Genomic DNA, 16,574 nt, shown 5'->3' with positions numbered 1-16,574 from the left:
TATGGGGCGAGTTCGGCAAGCAGTCACCAAAGTGAATCAGCGGCTGACCGTGAAATTGGCAGCCAGTCTATTGGCAGGATCTATGCTACTGAGTAGTCTGCTGGGATTTTGGCGTGACCGTTTGCTGAACGCTGCCTATATGCCCAACAAAGAAGCAGGGCTGGCGGGTTATGTTGTTGGTCTTGACGCGTACACTGCAGCGTTCATGGTGCCGGACTTTATGTTTGCTATTTTGGTGTCAGGTGCGCTGAGTGTGACCTTCATCCCGGTGTTTAATGAGCGATGGACCAAGGGAAATAAACAGTCAGCTTGGCAGATTAGCTCCAGCATGATCAATTTCATGGCACTGACCACCCTGGCTGCTAGTGTGCTCATCATCATCTTTGCTGATCCATTAATGCGCTATTTCATTGCGCCGGGAATGAGTGAGTCGGGTCATGCGTTGGCGGTCAGTATGATGCGGGTGATCGCTGTCAACCCATTTATCTTTGCGATTGCTGCTGTCATCGCTAGCATCCAGCAAGCGGTGGGGCGTTTCACCTTTTATGCTCTCGCGCCAATGATTTATAATATTGGTATCATCATCGGTACCGTTTGGTTTACGAATGGTATCAATATCTTTGGTTGGCAGATCTTTGAGGGCGGCATCATGGGCGTGGCGCTGGGTGTGGTGCTTGGTTCGGTAATGCAGCTCATCGTTAGTGCTGTCGGGTTGGTCGGTTTGGGATTTGACTATGAGTTTAAACTGCACTGGCGTAACCGCGGTTTTCGCAAAGTATTGAGTTTACTACCAGCGCGTTCGGTTGACCAGGGTATGGACTACGCTGTTAGCTTGGTGGAAGTGAACTTGGCTTCCCGACTGGGTGATGGTGTTATTCGTGCTTATCAGCAGGCTTTAACGCTACACATGATGCCGATCAACCTCATCGGTGTGGCGGTTTCTAACGCAGCTTTTCCTCAGTTGACCGAGCATTTGGGCAATAATCGTCAAGATCTGTTTCAGAAAGATTTGCGCCAATTGCTGCGGGTAATTATTTGGATGGCTATGCCGGTTTCCGTTATAACGTTCTTCACCCGAGGGTATGTTGTTCACTTTATCCGCAACACCGGAGATCCGATGATGGCGGGTATTTTGGGGTGTTTGGTCGTGGCGATTTTGTTTCGTACCATCTATCACATGGCGGCTCGGGCATTTTACGCACAACAGGACACAAAAACACCGCTAAACATCTCTTTCGCAGCTATTGGCTTGAATGTGGTACTGGCAATCGTCTTATCGATGGTGCTGAAAATGGGCGCCTATGGGCTGGCGTGGGCACAGTCGACAGTGGCTGTCATTGAGGTAGTGATCTTATTTGTTGTGTTAGAAAAACGAATTCCGCACTTGTTTGACGCTTCGTTCGTGGCGGCGGTGTTGCGTATGATCGTGGCATCAACGGTAGCAGGAATCGTTTGTTATTTGATGTTACAGGTGTTGCCATTCCGTGAGAGCGACAGTAGCTTCTTCTCAGCCTTTCCGAAGTTTATGATTATCGCTGGTGTGAGTTTCTTGGCTTATGGTCTGATATCGCGGATGCTCAAATTGCCAGAAGTTGAACCGATCATCAGGCAAGTGAATAAGTTCTTGTTTGTACGTCTGGACGGGAAACGACGCTGATGAAAGCTATCCGCAATTTTTGCATCATCGCTCACATCGATCACGGCAAATCGACGCTGGCTGACCGAATGATGGAGATGACGGGGACGGTGGAGAAGCGCGAGATGAAATCGCAGCTGCTGGATAGTATGGATCTCGAGCGCGAGAAGGGCATTACCATTAAGCTTGCGCCGGTGCGGATGAAGTATCATTACCGCCAGCCAGCGGCAACCGCTTCCTCTGAATCGAATGTCGCAGGCGACGCCAGCGACAGGGTTATCGATTCATCGGAAGGATTGCCACTGGCTGGGTCGTATGATCTCAACCTCATCGACACGCCCGGTCACGTTGATTTTAGTTATGAAGTGTCGCGCAGCTTGCAGGCGTGCGAGGGGGCGGTGTTGGTGGTCGACGCCAGCCAGGGTATCCAGGCGCAGACGCTGGCGAATGTGTACTTGGCGATGGAGCAGGACCTCACAATTATTCCGGTGCTCAACAAGGTTGATTTGCCGGCCGCTGATGTGCCGCGAGTATCCAAGCAGGTGATCAATCTGCTAGGCTGTGACGAGAGTGAGATTATTCATATTTCCGCTAAAACGGGACAGAATGTTGATCAAGTTTTGGAGGCGATTGTTGAGCGAATTCCGGCGCCGACTTCGCCACTGGCGGTCGAGCATCCTGATGTTGTGTTGGCTGATATGCCGACACGGGCGCTGATTTTTGACAGTTATTATGATGATTACCGTGGGGTGATTTTGTATGTCAGGGTGGTTGATGGGCAAATTAAGAAAGGCGACGCAATTCACATGATGGCAACTGGCGCGAACGGCTTGGCGCTGGAAGTTGGTCATCTTAGTCCTGGCATGATCCCCGACCCATCGCTGGACACTGGTGAAATTGGTTACATTGTCACCAACCTCAAAACCACGCGTGAAGCGCGGGTGGGTGATACGGTGACGTTGAAGAAGTATATAGGCTAGCGATGATTGATCCTTGGTTTGACTGTCGGCAAGACGCTAATAATAAAGACCCAGATCAGCACAGCCTGACGTTAAAACGCTATCACGCTGAGCTATGGACTAAACCACTGCCTAATGGTCGTCAACTGACTATGCTAGATGAGGGGTCGTACTTGATAGCCAGTGACGGCCAGTGTCAGATTCCTGTTTCAAGTGATAATATAGTAGCTACCTTTGAAGCTTGGAAGCGTAATAAGTTGATTGTTGAACAGACCCCACGAGATGTTCTAGCGGCAATAGATAATATTGATTGGCGTATTGGTTCAGAAATTATCTTCCCCAGCGAATTACGCGGCGGTACGCAAACCATCAATCGTGCGAGAGGCTGGCATCGCAAAATTGGTGATCGATTTGACCTAACGTTAGAATGTATTGCCCGCTGGTATCGGGGTGAAGACAGTCCGCTGGCTGATGTTTTTGATCGTTATGGTGACTTTTTTGAGTGGTTTGGTGATTTTCGGGGCTATGTCGATTTTTTCTTGTTGCAAGATTTTGTTGATGACGAATACCAAGTTAACATACTAACAGATTTTGATAATTTCCAATCGTCACCGTTGCCTCAGACCGTTGAGCAGTACACAGTATATCTGCAGGACTTGACTGACATGCTAACACTGCGGGCTAAGCGTATCGAGCGGTATGCTAATCAGTAGAATCGTTTATTTCATAGACATAATTAACTTAAGATGGTATAGTATAATCTGATAATCTGTCACAGATAGCTGCCGAGTCATTGCTTGACGGCACTATCGCTGTCCTCAAAGGGACGAGCGATACGGTGACAGTAAGAAAATATTATGATTAGCTATGAATGATTTACCGCCAATTACGTTTGCCAATGGAGACCGCGTTCCAGCTCATGCGCGAACTGCGCCGTCTGGAGTAGAAAGAATTATGTTTGGGGAAAATGCGGAGAAGCCCATGGCGCGGCTTAGCTATGTGAGGCTTGGCGAAAAGGCGTGCTTCGCTGGCATGCTGTTTCGTGATGCTCCGTCTGAATATCGGGCTGGCACGTCCATGTTGGAATATTTCTTTGAGGAGGTAACTCCTGCGCTTGGTCTTGAACCAGGAACTACCTCGGTCATCCGCAAACCTATCATTGCCTTGTTGCTTGCTAAGTACGGGCTGGAGCCAGACGTCACGTCGGAAACGTGGTCGCATGTTGGATTATTGGTGAAGCGTGGTACTACTTCGAGGAACCATCCAGCGCTACATTTCGTTAAGGGTAATGAGTCTGAATTTAATGACGACCGGTATCGTCGATATTATGATATTGTGCCAAACAGAGAACTGCCCTATATGTATCCATTAGCCTCACCTTCGAGGCGAGTTGATATGCACACGTCGTATACTCCGTGAGGAATATAAACTAACACGGTGATTCGACGGTATCTCTGTAAAATGCTATAATATGACACAATGACTGAAAAAATTACTGTCCAGCCCCTCCCTGGCTACAAAGAAGTCAAGCCCTTCGTCTATGCGGGCTTCTTCCCGGTGTCTAACGAAGATTATAATGACCTGAAGGAGGCGATTGAGAAGTTGAGTCTCAGTGATTCGGCGCTGCAGTTTGAGCCGGAAAATTCGCCGGTGCTGGGCTATGGTGTGCGGATCGGCTTTCTTGGTTTGCTCCATATGGATATCATTCGTGAGCGGCTGGAGCGCGAGTATAATTTGGATCTCATCGTCACCAATCCGAGTACTGATTATCAAGTCAGCCTCACCAATGGCGAGGAGTTGGATATTAAGTCGGCCAGCGAACTACCTGACCCAGCACAAATTACCGAGGTTCGCGAGCCGTGGATTGACGGTGAAATTGTAGTGCCACAAGATTATATTGGTGCGGTGATTCAGCTGATTGTCGCCAAGCGCGGCCGGCAAAAAAACCTTAGCTACATCGATGAGCGGGCACTGATTTCCTTTACGGCGCCGCTGGCAAATCTGCTGACGGATTTTTATGATCAACTGAAGTCGGCCACCAGCGGCTATGGTTCGTTTAATTATGAGCTGGTGGGCTACCGGCCGGAAGATTTGGTACGGGTGGATTTTTATGTGGCGGGCGAGATGGTTGATGCGCTAAGTGTGATGTGTCACCGCTCTGAGGCGCCAGGCTTGGGCCGGGAAATCGTCAAAAAACTCAAAGACGTGGTGCCGCGCCAGAGCTTTGAGGTGGCGTTGCAGGCGGCGATTGGCGGTAGATTCATTGCCCGCGAGAACATCGGTGCTTACCGTAAAGACGTTACTGGCTACCTATATGGTGGCGACGTCAGTCGCAAAAAGAAACTCCTCGCCAAGCAAGCTCGTGGTAAAAAGCGCATGAAACGCTTCGGCAAGGTTGACATTCCGTCAGAAGCGTTTACGGTGATGTTAAAGAGGGATTGATTATGAAGAAACCAATTATTTATATTGATATGGACGGCGTACTGGTCGACTTTACGTCGGCTTTGACGAAGGTCCTGCCTGAGATGCTTGAGAAGTTTGCGGGTGAATATGATAATATTCCGGGTGTTTTTGCACTGATGGATCCGATGCCGGGCGCCCTCGAGGCGGTTGATAAGCTGAAGGAAAAGTATGATTTATATATCCTGTCGTCATCGCCATGGGAGAATCCGACGGCACTGGGTGATAAACTGGCGTGGGTGAAGAAGTATTTTGGCGGCGATGGTCGGGAGAATATTTTCTTTCGCAAGGTTGTTTTTTCATCGGTCAAGCATCTGAGTCGAGGCGATATCTTGATCGATGATCGGACGGCAAATGGTGCGGGTGACTTTTCAGGGCGATTGATACGGTTTGGTTCAGATGAATTTCCTGATTGGCAAGCCATTTTGCGTGAACTGTTATAAAGTCGTCAATACTTGGCAAATATGCTTGCTAACATAAGCGACATCATGATATACTGGCAGTGATTATATTAGATATTGCCATAAAACAATAAAAAGGAGATTATTCAATGGGGTCGCTCTGGGGTAATAGAAAAAGAACAATAGCCCGCGCTGCTAAGGCAGGGTGTTTGGTGGTAATTGCTGCGGTGATTGCGGTATTTAGCCAATCAGCTAATGCAAAACAAATAGTTACATGGACAGAACAGGCTGGTTCTGGTAGTCGCCCTTGGACTTCAATTGCTAGCTCTGCTGACGGTAATAAGCTCGCTGCAACTATGAGCGGCGGTTCAGTATATATATCAGATGATGCTGGTTTGACTTGGACTGAGCGAGTTGACTCTGGCTCTCGCGCCTGGATTGCGATCACCAGCTCTGCTGACGGTACTAAATTGGCTGGTGTGTACCACTGGGGTGGTTACATTTTAACCTCAGAGGATAGAGGTCAAACCTGGAGAAGCAATGGTATAACGGGTGGTTCTTTTGATTGGACCTCAATCACCAGCTCTGCTGACGGCACCAAACTGGCTGCAACAGCTAAAAACGGCGCAGTATTTACTTCCAGTAACTCAGGCGCAACGTGGACACCGCAGGCTGGTTCCGGCAACCGTGCTTGGACCTCAATCACCAGCTCTGCTGACGGCACCAAACTGGCTGCAACCGTTACTGGTGGTGCAGTATTTACTTCAAATGATTCAGGTGTAACGTGGACAGAACAAGTCGGTTCTGGCAACCGTGCCTGGACTGCCATCACTGGATCAAGCGATGGTACTAAACTCGCCGCGACTGTCAATGGCGGCGCGGTTTACACCTCAAATGACGCAGGTGTGACCTGGCAAGAACAAGCCGCTTCCGGCAATCGTGCTTGGACTGCCATCACCAGCTCTGCAGACGGCACTAAATTGGCTGCAACCGTCACTGGTGGCGTAATATATGTTTCAAGTGACTCAGGTGCTACCTGGGAAGAGCAAACCACGGCTGCAACTGGCGCCTGGTCCTCTATCGCGATGTCTAGCGACGGTGCTCGCATTGCGGCGGCTATGAACAATGGCTTCATCAGTACCGCGACCGTTAAGGAAGCGCCAGTCACTCCACCGACCCCACCGACCCCACCAACCCCACCAACACCAACCCCGACGCCAACCCCAACACCAACTCCTGCTCAGCCAACCAATCCCGGTGCGCCAGTTGCCCAGCCAACAAAGCCAACTGGCAAAGGTTACTTGGCTGACACTGGTGACAATGTCTGGCCACTCGCTTCACTCGCAGCTGTTGGTATTGGTGCAGGTATCCTTTGGATCGTCAAACGTAGGAACAGCTAAACGCATGGACGAATTGGAGCGGTTGATTGCTAATTATCAACCAGCTGAGCCAACCGTCGAGCTGATCAAGAAAGCCAAGATTGCCCTATTGACTGGCATCTCTGGCGCCGGTAAAGACACCATCAAAAAGCGATTATTGCAGATTCCAGATTTTAGCAGCATCGTTTCGCACACAACTCGTGCGCCGCGTATTAACAATAATCGTCCAGAAGTTGACGGTGTCGATTACCATTTCATCGACTCGACCATGGCTGCACAAATGTTGAGAAATCAAGAATTTATTGAGGCTAAATTTGTTCATGGCACAGTCTATGGCACTTCAGCGGCTGAGATTCGGGCGGCCTATGAACAAAACAAAACAGTCATCGCTGATATTGATGTGCAAGGCGCTGCTGAATATGAGATTTTAGCTCCGCAAAGTATTTCAATTTTTATCATACCTCCCGACTACGAAACCTGGCTGACTCGTCTGAAAAGTCGGTATACTACCGAGGAAGCATTTCACGCTGAATGGCCGAAACGGCTGGCTAGTTCTATCAAAGAAATGACACAAGCACTTTCTGTACCGTATTATCATGTTATTATTAATGATGACCTTGATAGAGCGGTCCGTGTCTGTCATGACATCATTGAACGGGGTGACTTGTTTAACCAGCAAGACGATGAAGCCCGTTTGGCCGCAAGGAGGCTTTTAGAAAATATTCGACAGTATAATAGTATCGTATGAGTTATCGTCACCAGGTTTCTGACCATATCCAAAAACGAGCTTCGGCCCTGCGTCGTTCGCCATGGTCATTGTCTGCGCTGATCGACCAGGCGTTTTTCTTGTTGGCCGGTTTGGCTTCATTTTGGTTCGGTTGGTTGGTTTGGCGTGAGGGCTGGTATTCTGGCGGTTGGTGGCTGGTGGCGTTTTTTGCGCTGTTTTGGGTTATCATGGCATACTTAGCTTTGCCTCGGCTACACCGTATTTTAAGTAGTTTGTATGTGCCAAACTATTTCATTGGTCGTACGCGGACTGCTGACGGATTATTAGGTGACCCAGTCAATGTGGCGCTCAGAGGCTCAGAAGCCCAGCTACATCAAGTGATGATTGATGCTGGTTGGACGATTGCTGATGAAATCACCGTTCGGTCAGCTTGGAAGATAATTTTTTCTACGCTGACTGGCAGGAGCTATGCTTCAGCTCCTGTGTCATCACTATTCTTGTTTGGTCGTCGTCAAGATTTTGCCTATCAGCAAGAAGTAGACGGTAGCCCTGGCAAACGTCATCACGTGCGGTTTTGGCGCTGCCCTCAGGGCTGGTTGCTGCCTGGTGGCCATCAGGTCGATTGGCTGGCAGCAGGGACATACGACAAAAGTGTTGGATTGTCATTGTTTACTCTGCAAGTTACTCATAAAATTGATGAAAATACTGACATCGAGCGTGACTATATCGTGAAGACCGTCACTGAGCACACACCGCAGGTGGCAGTGACAAATTTGAAAGACTTTTCGACGGGTTATCACTCGCGCAATGGTGGGGGCGACAGTATTCAGACGGATGGTGACTTGCCGGTCTTGGAACTGGCGGCAGTTGTAGCAAATCAGCAGACAATTGCCGAAAGAGCAGGGCTTATTTTGGATGCAACCGCGCATGAATATGCCATCTCCGCGGAAGAACACGATACGGTGCTGCAACAATTATGGAATCGCCGACCGCCGCAAATATCGTTTGCTATTTTGTTTACCGTTTTGGCTATAGCGATTGTCCTGATGGGCGCCTTGTTTGATTTTCTGTTGTTTGACGAATTGTTGCATCAGACAACCCAGGACTTTATCGTTGAGGGCTTGGACACTTCTGTGGCCGCCACAGGAGCGGAGTGGACGATTCGAGGAGTGCTGAGTTTGAGCGCGGGTTGGATCTTAGTAACAGCTGTGCTGTCACGAGGTACGTTCCGCGGCTCGAACAAAGACCGATTACTCTTGATGATATTGTCGAGCCTGTCAGTGTTGGCAACGTCATTCACCTTGACCATCGGTAAAATCACCTGGACAAGCGTTGGCACCCTGGCGTTCATCGGTATTAATATCACGATTATCCTGATGCTATCGTCTGACGCGGCCAGGCAGTTCACTCACACTCGCACGACTGCACGCCGTGCCAAGCAGAAGACAACTTAGCACTCTACTTGTATGAGTGCCAGATGTACGCTATAATGTATCCATGACTGAACGCCAGCAGGCTATCTTGGCCGCCATCATCGAACAGTACGCTGAAATTGCGGCGCCAGTTGGTAGTGTGACGCTTGCCAAATTGTTTGGTGTGTCCAGCGCCACTATCCGCAGCGAAATGGCCAAGCTCGAGGAGATGGGATTTATCGAGGCACCGCACACCAGTGCTGGTCGCATTCCGACTGACAAAGGCTATCGGTTTTATGTTAATGGCATCACCGCTGCGCAAATGACTGAACTGCCAAGTGGTATCGATCGCAGTGCGAGGGCGATCGAAGCGCATGTTAATTCGCACGTTGATAAATCTGACAGAGCCATCCGCAGCGCGGTTGATAGTCTGGTTGAGCTGACGGGCAATTTCGGCTTTGCCTCGTTTGGTGATCACCTGTACATGAATGGCATGACACAGCTGTTTTCTCAGCCAGAGTTTATTGAAGGCAATCACGTTCAGGCCATCGCCAGACTGATTGACAATATTGAGCCCTGGCTAGTTGAAGCTGCGCCCAATGAACCGCTCAACGTGTTTATCGGTAGCGAGAACCCAATCGGTAAAGCAAGTGGCGCGACCCTGATCATCAGTAAGTTTCGTTCATCGTTTAGTGATCGCAGTTACATCGGTGTGATCGGTCCAACTCGGCAGAATTACCGTCGAACGATGGAGCTGGTGAGGCGAACGGGTGCGATGTTAGAGGAAGTGTAAGGATAGAGGAGGAATATGACGAAACACAAGAAGATTGATGATTTGCAACATACTATTGATGAGTTGACCCTGGACTTACAGCGGACACGGGCCGATTTTGAGAATTATCGTAAGCGTGTCGAGGCCGAAAAGCAGTCAGCCCACAGCATGGGTCAGGCCAAGTCAGTGATGAAATTGTTACCAGTGATTGATACGATTGAGCGAGCGATTGCTAATGTGCCGGAGAAACTAGCAGATAACGCTTGGGCTAAAGGCATGGCTGGTTTGGGCAAACAGCTCGACAAGCAGCTCAAAGAAATTGGCTTAGAAAAAATTGATGCCAAGCCAGGGACGTTGTTTAATCCTGAGCTGCATCAGGCGGTGCAGTTTGACGAAGAAGCAGACGGCGATAAAGAAGTTGTCGCCGAGGAGCTACGTGCTGGTTATACCCTTGACGGCACGGTGATTCGCGACGCAATGGTCAAAGTCACGCGGCGATAATTTACCGTATTTCACCCCAGACATCAATAGTTTTATTTACAACAATGCTTGCAATCAGAATGTATTAGCGCTATAATTTTTGGCAAGAGTTTTTAACATAAACACAGGGAGAAAAAGGGGATGGCGAAACGATTATTCGTAGCACTAGTATCAGCTGGTGGTATCTTATTGTTAGCTTTACTGTACAACGGTAGCACCAATGCAAGTCAATGGGGCGTTGTGTGGAGCGAGGAGTTTAAAGGTACCTCAGTGCCTGATAGCTGGGACGTATTCAAACAAAATAAAGATAATTATGGCAATAATCACCTAGCCTACAATCCGAGCAACGTCAGGGTTGTCAACAATGATTATCTAGAGATCAAAACGCAGCGCCACTGTGTTGCAAATCTTGATGAACCATTGAATGACTCTAATGCTAGCGAAACGCCATGTCCAAATGGTAAGATGACACGATACCTTAGCGGTCGAGTGACGAATAAGACTAAGGTGGTGGATGGTACAAAACCTTTCCGCGCCGAGATTCGCGCCAAATTTAACTGGAATGGAAAAAATGGTACACGACCATCACTGTGGATGGTTAATGGTGTCTCATTAAAGAATTGTAATGATAATCCTAATGCTAATGACCCATACGGCGAGCTAGACATCATTGAATGGTACTCCTACACACCAGCATATACCTGGTCAAGTACCCATGCTACCTGTTACCATCATGGCGTTTCTGGCAATTGGAAAAATGGTTGGCGAACCAGGAGGATTATCCACAGCGATGAACACCGAGCAGGCTCCAAGCCAGGTACATTGGCCTATGAATGGCACACATGGGCGGTCGAGTATGATGGTGAGACGGTTAAGTATTTTGTGGATGACAAGCCAATCACCGCATATCATTATCACGCCAGCCCCACTGACAGCAAGGAAATTGAACGTACACCAGCTGCTCCTCTGACAAAATTAGCTGATGCATCATTGATTAAAAAGACGTTTGATGAGGGATGGCGCTTTATCATAAACGACTACGTGGAGGCAGATGCGGATCAGAAACCAATCTCTCCTTCAGATAGTTTCCCGAAGCAAACCATGTTGATCGACTACGTTCGTGTATTCCAAAAGGGTGCGGGCACACAGCCGGCTGAGACACCTGTACCAAAGACGGGTGCTACATGGTCAAAGCGTGATGTGGCAGGTTCTCGAAATTGGTCCTCAATCGCCGGGTCTACTGACGGCAGTAAATTGGTTGCAGCAGCATGGGGCGGTAAGATTCACACCTCATCCGATGCTGGCGCGAACTGGACTGAGCACCCTGGGGCGGGCGACCGCAACTGGCTAGCAGTTGCCAGCTCTGCTGACGGTAATAAACTGGCTGCACTATACGACTGGGGTGGTTATATCTTTACCTCATCCGACGCTGGCGCAAACTGGACCGCACGTGGTGTCCCTGGGTCTCACAACTGGACGGCAATCGCTAGTTCCGCCGATGGCAACAGGCTAGTAGCTGTAGCCAAAGGTAGCACAGTCTTTACCTCATCCGACGCTGGCGCGAACTGGACCGAACGGGCAAGTTCTGGCTCTCGTAAATGGTCAGCAGTTGCTAGTTCCGCCGATGGCAACAAGTTGGTGGCAACGGTTGAGGATGGCACAGTCTTTACCTCATCCGACGCTGGCGTAACTTGGACTGCACAGGCAAACTCAGGCTCTCGTAAATGGTCAGCAGTTGCCAGCTCCGCCGATGGCAATAAATTAGTAGCAACAGCAACTGGTGGCAGGATTTACACTTCCGCCAATGCTGGTGCAACCTGGACTGAGCGAGCGGCTGATGGACTTCATAACTGGACTGCGGTTACTATTTCTGACGATGGTCAAAAACTTTCAGCAACTGCTGGTGGCGGTGGATACATTTACAGCTCAAATGACGGTGGCGCAACCTGGGTGGCTCAGACGTCTGCTGGTGTGCCAAACTGGGCAGCAATTGCCAGCTCTGCCGACGGCTCGAAAATCGCTGCAGCAGCATACGGTGGCGCCATCTACACGACTACTAACAATGCACCGGTTGGTCCAAGTGAAGAGGAGCAGAAAGTTACCGCGGCTGAAGCAGCAGTAGCCAATGCTGAATCAACCAAGCGTCCATCTGACGTTGCTGCCGCTAAAACCAAAGTTGATGCAGTAGGTGACGCAGGCAAGAAGGCCGCCTTCCAGGCAAGGCTCGATGCGGTAACCAACGCTATTTCTGGTGCTCGCTCAACCCTCACTGCATTGATCGCTAAAGCTAAAGATCCAGCCACGGTTGCCGGCATGAGCAGTAGCACTATCGCCGCTCTTCAAGCGCAGGTCACGGCAGCTGAAGCAGTTATAAATAACGCGAATGTCTCAGTGTCTGAGCTGGACAATGCACGCACAGCCTTACAGGGCAAGCTCGATGCACTGAAAATTGATAAAGCAAGCTTGCAAGCAGCCATCACTGCTGCAGAAGCGACACCATCATACATCAAATCGGATCCGACAGTTGCTTCAACTCTTGCCGCTGCTAAGGCCATCTTGAACCAGGCAAATCCATCTGCGTCAGACCTTCAATCAGCGATCGCTAACCTCAACAGTGCAGTGGCTAGCGCCAAGCAAAAAGAGCAAGACGCTCAAGACGCTGCTCAGGCTGCAGTTGCCAAGGCAGAAGCTGATAAAACACAAAGTGCCGTTGATGCCGCTAAGGTCTTAGTGAATAAGGTGCAAGATCCTGCTAAAAAAACAGCGCTGCAAGCAAAATTGAACGCTGTTGTTGTCAATCCAGCGCCAACGCCAACCACGCCAACCACTTCAGCGACTGTTGCGCAGCCAGGTGGTGGTACGGTGACTGTTGCTACAGCTGGCACCCAGTGCTACAACATTGCTTCAGCCGCAGTGGCAGCTGCTCCGAATGATTATGACGGCCGTGTCTTGCGTGACATCGTTGGCTTTACCATCAACTGTACCGGCCAGACTGCCAAGGTCGGCTACACAACGCGCGTGACACTGACTCTGAGTAAACATTACGCTGATCATAGTCAATTAGCCGTGGTCAAGATAAGTGGCGGTGCTGTCAAAGAAGATATCACTAATCGCGTGACATTTGGCACGACCGCTGATGGTAAGCATACGACAGTAACCTATGATTTGACTGACGGCGGCTTTGGTGACGAGGATAAGGCTGCAAATGGTACTATCGTAGACCCAGTCGGTGTCTACGAGCGTCAACAGCAAACTAACCCTGGCGTTGGTGGTGGTACTGGTAATCCTACCGGGCCTACGAACCCTGGCGGTGCAACAACCAACGGCACTGGCAAGAATACTCAGGCGACCAACAAGGGTGGCTACTTGGCAGATACCGGTGCTAGTGTCATCGCTGTAACAGTAGTAGCGGTAGCAGCTGGTGGTGCCGGAGTTTGGTTCATCCGCAAAAAGATGTAATAAAGACACTAAATAAATAATTAGCACTCTTGACACGCGAGTGCTAATTATTTATACTGAAATAGTTGGCACTCGACATAAAAGAGTGCTAAAATGAATATAAGAAAAACCAGATGTGATCATAATAAGAAAGGGGAATCATATGGGTAAAATTATCGGAATTGACCTCGGTACAACTAACAGTGCCTTTGCGTACATGCTGGCAGGCAAGCCAGAAGTTATCGCTAATGCTGAAGGTAACCGTACCACGCCATCAGTGGTGGCAATTAATAAAAAGGGTGAGCGCTTGGTTGGACAAGTGGCTCAGCGTCAGCGTGTAACCAATCCAAAGAACACTATTTACGGTGTCAAGCGTTTGATCGGCCGTAAGTTTACTGACAAGGAAGTCCAAAAAGACCTCGATATCATGCCATACCAGATTGTTAAAAAAGGTACCGGTGTAGCAGTAGAGATGGGCGACAAAGAATACACACCAGAAGAAGTTTCAGCTATGATCCTTAGCAAGATCAAGGCTGATGCTGAGGCATTCTTGGGTGAAAAAGTTACTGAAGCGGTTATCACCGTGCCAGCTTACTTTGATGATTCGCAGCGCCAAGCTACCAAAGATGCTGGTAAAATTGCCGGTCTGGAAGTCAAGCGCATCATCAATGAGCCAACGGCGGCAGCTTTGGCGTACGGCCTGGAAAAAGGTAAAAATGACGAAACCATCGTGGTGTTCGACCTTGGTGGTGGTACGTTTGACGTTTCCATTCTGGAACTCGGCGACGGCGTGTTTGAGGTGAAAGCCACTAATGGTGACACCCACCTCGGTGGTGAGGACTTCGATAACGTCATCGTTAACTACTTCTTGGATGACTTCAAGTCTAAAGAAGGCATCGACCTACGCAAAGACAATGCGGCCATGCAGCGTCTAAAGGACGAAGCCGAAAAGGCCAAAAAGGAGCTGTCGACAGTTACTGAATACGAAGTCAATATTCCGTTCATCACCGCTGATGCTGATGGACCAAAGCACTTTGAACTGAGTCTGACACGGGCCAAGTTGGAAGATTTGGTGAAAGATTTGTTGGATCGCCTTGACGTGCCAGTTGAAAAAGCACTCAAAGACGCTAAATTATCAAAATCTGACGTCAATGAAATCGTTATGGTTGGTGGTATGACCCGTATGCCAGCGGTGGTTGAGCGAGTGAAGAAGCTATTCGGCAAAGATCCAATGCAAGGCGTTAACCCAGACGAAGTGGTGGCAGTTGGTGCAGCCATTCAGGGTGGTGTGCTGGCTGGCGATGTCAAGGATGTGTTGCTGCTGGACGTGACGCCGCTCAGCCTTGGTATCGAGACGATGGGCGGTGTGTCGACCAAGCTGATCGAGCGTAATACCACCGTGCCGACCAGCAAGAGTGAAGTATTCTCGACGGCCGCTGACAATCAGCCAAAAGTAGAAATCCATGTCTTGCAGGGTGAGCGCGAATTTGCTAAAGATAACAAGAGCCTGGGGCATTTTGAGCTCGATGGTATTGCGCCAGCACCACGCGGTGTGCCGCAGATTGAAGTGACCTTCAATATCGACGCCAACGGTATCCTCAATGTTACTGCTAAAGACAAAGGTACCGGCAAGGAGCAATCAATTACCATCCAAAACTCTGGCAACATGAGTAAGGAAGATATCGAAAAAGCCCAGAAGGAAGCCGAACTGCACGCTGATGAGGACAAGAAAAAGCGCGAAACCGTTGACGCTAAAAACCAGCTAGAAAACGCCATCTACCAGGCAAAGAAAATGCCGGATGAGTTCAAAGATAAGATTTCTGAGGACGACAAGAAGGCAATTGACGAAGCGGTTAAGGAAGCGGAAAAGCATAAAGACGCTGATGATAAAGATGAGCTGGAAGCGGCAGCTAAAGCACTGCAGGACGCCATCATGCCAATCGGTGCCAAAATGTACCAGCAAGCTGCTGAGGATAACAAGGCTGATGAATCTACGGGTGATAAAAAATCCGACAAAGACGAGCCAGTCGAAGGCGAGGTGGTCGACGAGAAATAATCTCGGCATCGACTCGTGACATAAACTACCCCTCTCAAGGGGTAGTTTTGTATTGTCTGGACCAGGCTTATGCTTGCGCCGCTGCCAGCGAATTGTTATATAAGTAATTATGAGCCAGTTTGATACATATTCTTCGTGTTTTACAGTTGATGAGCAAGGGAGAGTTCATAAGGTAGGCAGACATATACTGGCATGCGCAGCTAGCCCCCAGGTCGAACTGATGCAACAATTGATGAACGACCAGCCAAATCATCTCCTGGCACCGCTGGCTATTCGGGCAGCACAGGGAGAGCCGCTCCACGAAGTATACCCGCTCATGGGCGCTACGTTAGATAAGCAGAAACATATTGTACAACAAAAGATTAATGATGGTGAGATTGTCGCCAGGACAGTGCTCAATATGATGGTACAGGTGACAGAAGCTGCCGGATACCTCCACGAACGAGGATTGGTGCACCATGATATCCGACCAACGAACATCTTCTACGATGAGACTGAGAGCCGGCCAATACTGACGCTATTTGATTATAACCAGGTTAGATCTCCGTATATACAGACTAGACCGCATTCAAGCTGGAACAGGGAACATGCACCAGAGATTGCCAAGTCAGGCTTGTTCATTGATTACCGATTTGATGTGTATGCCATCGGTATGGTGTTTCATGAGCTAACACATGATTTGATTTGGGAATCAGGTAGTGATTTCCCAGAATACCGTATCAAACCTGCGCTGTCTCAGCAAAAAGATATACAAGAAATAATGACAATCGCTACTGGACCGTGGGAGGGCCGGTATAGTGATGCTCGTGAATTGCACGCGGCACTGTGCGCAGCCAAATCACGAATTTGATGAA

General features: G+C 49.2%; 13 protein-coding genes and 1 pseudogene. All 14 read left to right on the top strand.

Features of this window, described 5'->3' with window-relative positions; all coding sequences use genetic code 11:
- The first annotated feature begins 1 nt into the window (after window position 1).
- The 14 genes and pseudogenes from murJ (at window position 2) to V4210_RS03610 (ending at window position 16,570) form a co-directional block, all read left to right on the top strand.
- Window positions 2-1,657, top strand: coding sequence for a murein biosynthesis integral membrane protein MurJ (gene murJ / locus V4210_RS03675; protein ID WP_338520682.1), 1,656 nt, complete (start codon window positions 2-4; stop codon window positions 1,655-1,657).
- Window positions 1,657-2,595: pseudogene (locus tag V4210_RS03670) on the top strand (GTP-binding protein); the annotation flags it as partial. The gene murJ and the pseudogene V4210_RS03670, both read left to right, overlap by 1 nt.
- A 23-nt stretch (window positions 2,596-2,618) precedes the next feature.
- Complete coding sequence (locus tag V4210_RS03665) at window positions 2,619-3,308, top strand: DUF6994 family protein (RefSeq protein ID WP_338520680.1); 690 nt, start codon at window positions 2,619-2,621, stop codon at window positions 3,306-3,308.
- Between the two features lie 154 nt (window positions 3,309-3,462).
- The gene (locus V4210_RS03660; RefSeq protein ID WP_338520679.1) at window positions 3,463-4,014 is read left to right on the top strand and encodes a hypothetical protein; all 552 of its coding nucleotides are present in this window, start codon (window positions 3,463-3,465) and stop codon (window positions 4,012-4,014) included.
- A 60-nt stretch (window positions 4,015-4,074) separates the two neighbouring features.
- Complete coding sequence (locus V4210_RS03655) at window positions 4,075-5,037, top strand: hypothetical protein (protein ID WP_338520678.1); 963 nt, start codon at window positions 4,075-4,077, stop codon at window positions 5,035-5,037.
- Window positions 5,038-5,039: 2 nt separating this feature from the next.
- A complete protein-coding gene (locus tag V4210_RS03650) occupies window positions 5,040-5,498 on the top strand; it encodes a 5' nucleotidase, NT5C type (protein WP_338520677.1) in 459 nt (152 codons plus the stop codon).
- A gap of 107 nt (window positions 5,499-5,605) precedes the next feature.
- Window positions 5,606-6,856, top strand: coding sequence for a WD40/YVTN/BNR-like repeat-containing protein (locus V4210_RS03645; protein WP_338520676.1), 1,251 nt, complete (start codon window positions 5,606-5,608; stop codon window positions 6,854-6,856).
- A 4-nt stretch (window positions 6,857-6,860) separates the two neighbouring features.
- Complete coding sequence (locus tag V4210_RS03640; protein ID WP_338520675.1) at window positions 6,861-7,583, top strand: guanylate kinase; 723 nt, start codon at window positions 6,861-6,863, stop codon at window positions 7,581-7,583.
- Window positions 7,580-9,016 (top strand): LssY C-terminal domain-containing protein, encoded by a 1,437-nt coding sequence (locus V4210_RS03635; protein WP_338520674.1) that lies wholly within the window; start codon window positions 7,580-7,582, stop codon window positions 9,014-9,016. The genes V4210_RS03640 and V4210_RS03635 overlap by 4 nt, the downstream gene beginning before the upstream one ends.
- Before the next feature lie 43 nt (window positions 9,017-9,059).
- The gene (locus tag V4210_RS03630) at window positions 9,060-9,767 is read left to right on the top strand and encodes a hypothetical protein (RefSeq protein WP_338520673.1); all 708 of its coding nucleotides are present in this window, start codon (window positions 9,060-9,062) and stop codon (window positions 9,765-9,767) included.
- Between the two features lie 15 nt (window positions 9,768-9,782).
- Complete coding sequence (locus tag V4210_RS03625; protein ID WP_338520672.1) at window positions 9,783-10,247, top strand: nucleotide exchange factor GrpE; 465 nt, start codon at window positions 9,783-9,785, stop codon at window positions 10,245-10,247.
- 120 nt (window positions 10,248-10,367) lie between these two features.
- Complete coding sequence (locus tag V4210_RS03620) at window positions 10,368-13,685, top strand: choice-of-anchor U domain-containing protein (protein ID WP_338520671.1); 3,318 nt, start codon at window positions 10,368-10,370, stop codon at window positions 13,683-13,685.
- Between the two features lie 142 nt (window positions 13,686-13,827).
- Window positions 13,828-15,720, top strand: a complete 1,893-nt coding sequence (dnaK, locus tag V4210_RS03615) for a molecular chaperone DnaK (protein WP_338520670.1) — start codon at window positions 13,828-13,830, stop codon at window positions 15,718-15,720.
- Window positions 15,721-15,940: 220 nt separating this feature from the next.
- Complete coding sequence (locus V4210_RS03610) at window positions 15,941-16,570, top strand: protein kinase domain-containing protein (protein ID WP_338520669.1); 630 nt, start codon at window positions 15,941-15,943, stop codon at window positions 16,568-16,570.
- Window positions 16,571-16,574: the final 4 nt, after the last annotated feature.

Origin of the sequence: Candidatus Nanosynbacter featherlites (genome assembly GCF_037013405.1) — a bacterium.
GTDB lineage: Bacteria > Patescibacteriota > Saccharimonadia > Saccharimonadales > Saccharimonadaceae > Nanosynbacter > Nanosynbacter featherlites_B.
Note: the sequence above shows the minus strand (reverse complement) of the source record. Positions and strands in the feature narration are given on the sequence as shown.

What these genes read in the sequence shown, in the direction of transcription:
- V4210_RS03655 (WP_338520678.1), top strand. Translation starts at nt 4,075, where the DNA reads ATGACTGAAAAAATTACTGTCCAGCCCCTCCCTGGCTACAAAGAAGTC.
- V4210_RS03620 (WP_338520671.1), top strand. Translation starts at nt 10,368, where the DNA reads ATGGCGAAACGATTATTCGTAGCACTAGTATCAGCTGGTGGTATCTTA.
- V4210_RS03630 (WP_338520673.1), top strand. Translation starts at nt 9,060, where the DNA reads ATGACTGAACGCCAGCAGGCTATCTTGGCCGCCATCATCGAACAGTAC.
- dnaK (WP_338520670.1), top strand. Translation starts at nt 13,828, where the DNA reads ATGGGTAAAATTATCGGAATTGACCTCGGTACAACTAACAGTGCCTTT.
- V4210_RS03665 (WP_338520680.1), top strand. Translation starts at nt 2,619, where the DNA reads ATGATTGATCCTTGGTTTGACTGTCGGCAAGACGCTAATAATAAAGAC.
- V4210_RS03610 (WP_338520669.1), top strand. Translation starts at nt 15,941, where the DNA reads ATGCAACAATTGATGAACGACCAGCCAAATCATCTCCTGGCACCGCTG.
- V4210_RS03635 (WP_338520674.1), top strand. Translation starts at nt 7,580, where the DNA reads ATGAGTTATCGTCACCAGGTTTCTGACCATATCCAAAAACGAGCTTCG.
- V4210_RS03660 (WP_338520679.1), top strand. Translation starts at nt 3,463, where the DNA reads ATGAATGATTTACCGCCAATTACGTTTGCCAATGGAGACCGCGTTCCA.
- V4210_RS03645 (WP_338520676.1), top strand. Translation starts at nt 5,606, where the DNA reads ATGGGGTCGCTCTGGGGTAATAGAAAAAGAACAATAGCCCGCGCTGCT.
- murJ (WP_338520682.1), top strand. Translation starts at nt 2, where the DNA reads ATGGGGCGAGTTCGGCAAGCAGTCACCAAAGTGAATCAGCGGCTGACC.
- V4210_RS03650 (WP_338520677.1), top strand. Translation starts at nt 5,040, where the DNA reads ATGAAGAAACCAATTATTTATATTGATATGGACGGCGTACTGGTCGAC.
- V4210_RS03625 (WP_338520672.1), top strand. Translation starts at nt 9,783, where the DNA reads ATGACGAAACACAAGAAGATTGATGATTTGCAACATACTATTGATGAG.
- V4210_RS03640 (WP_338520675.1), top strand. Translation starts at nt 6,861, where the DNA reads ATGGACGAATTGGAGCGGTTGATTGCTAATTATCAACCAGCTGAGCCA.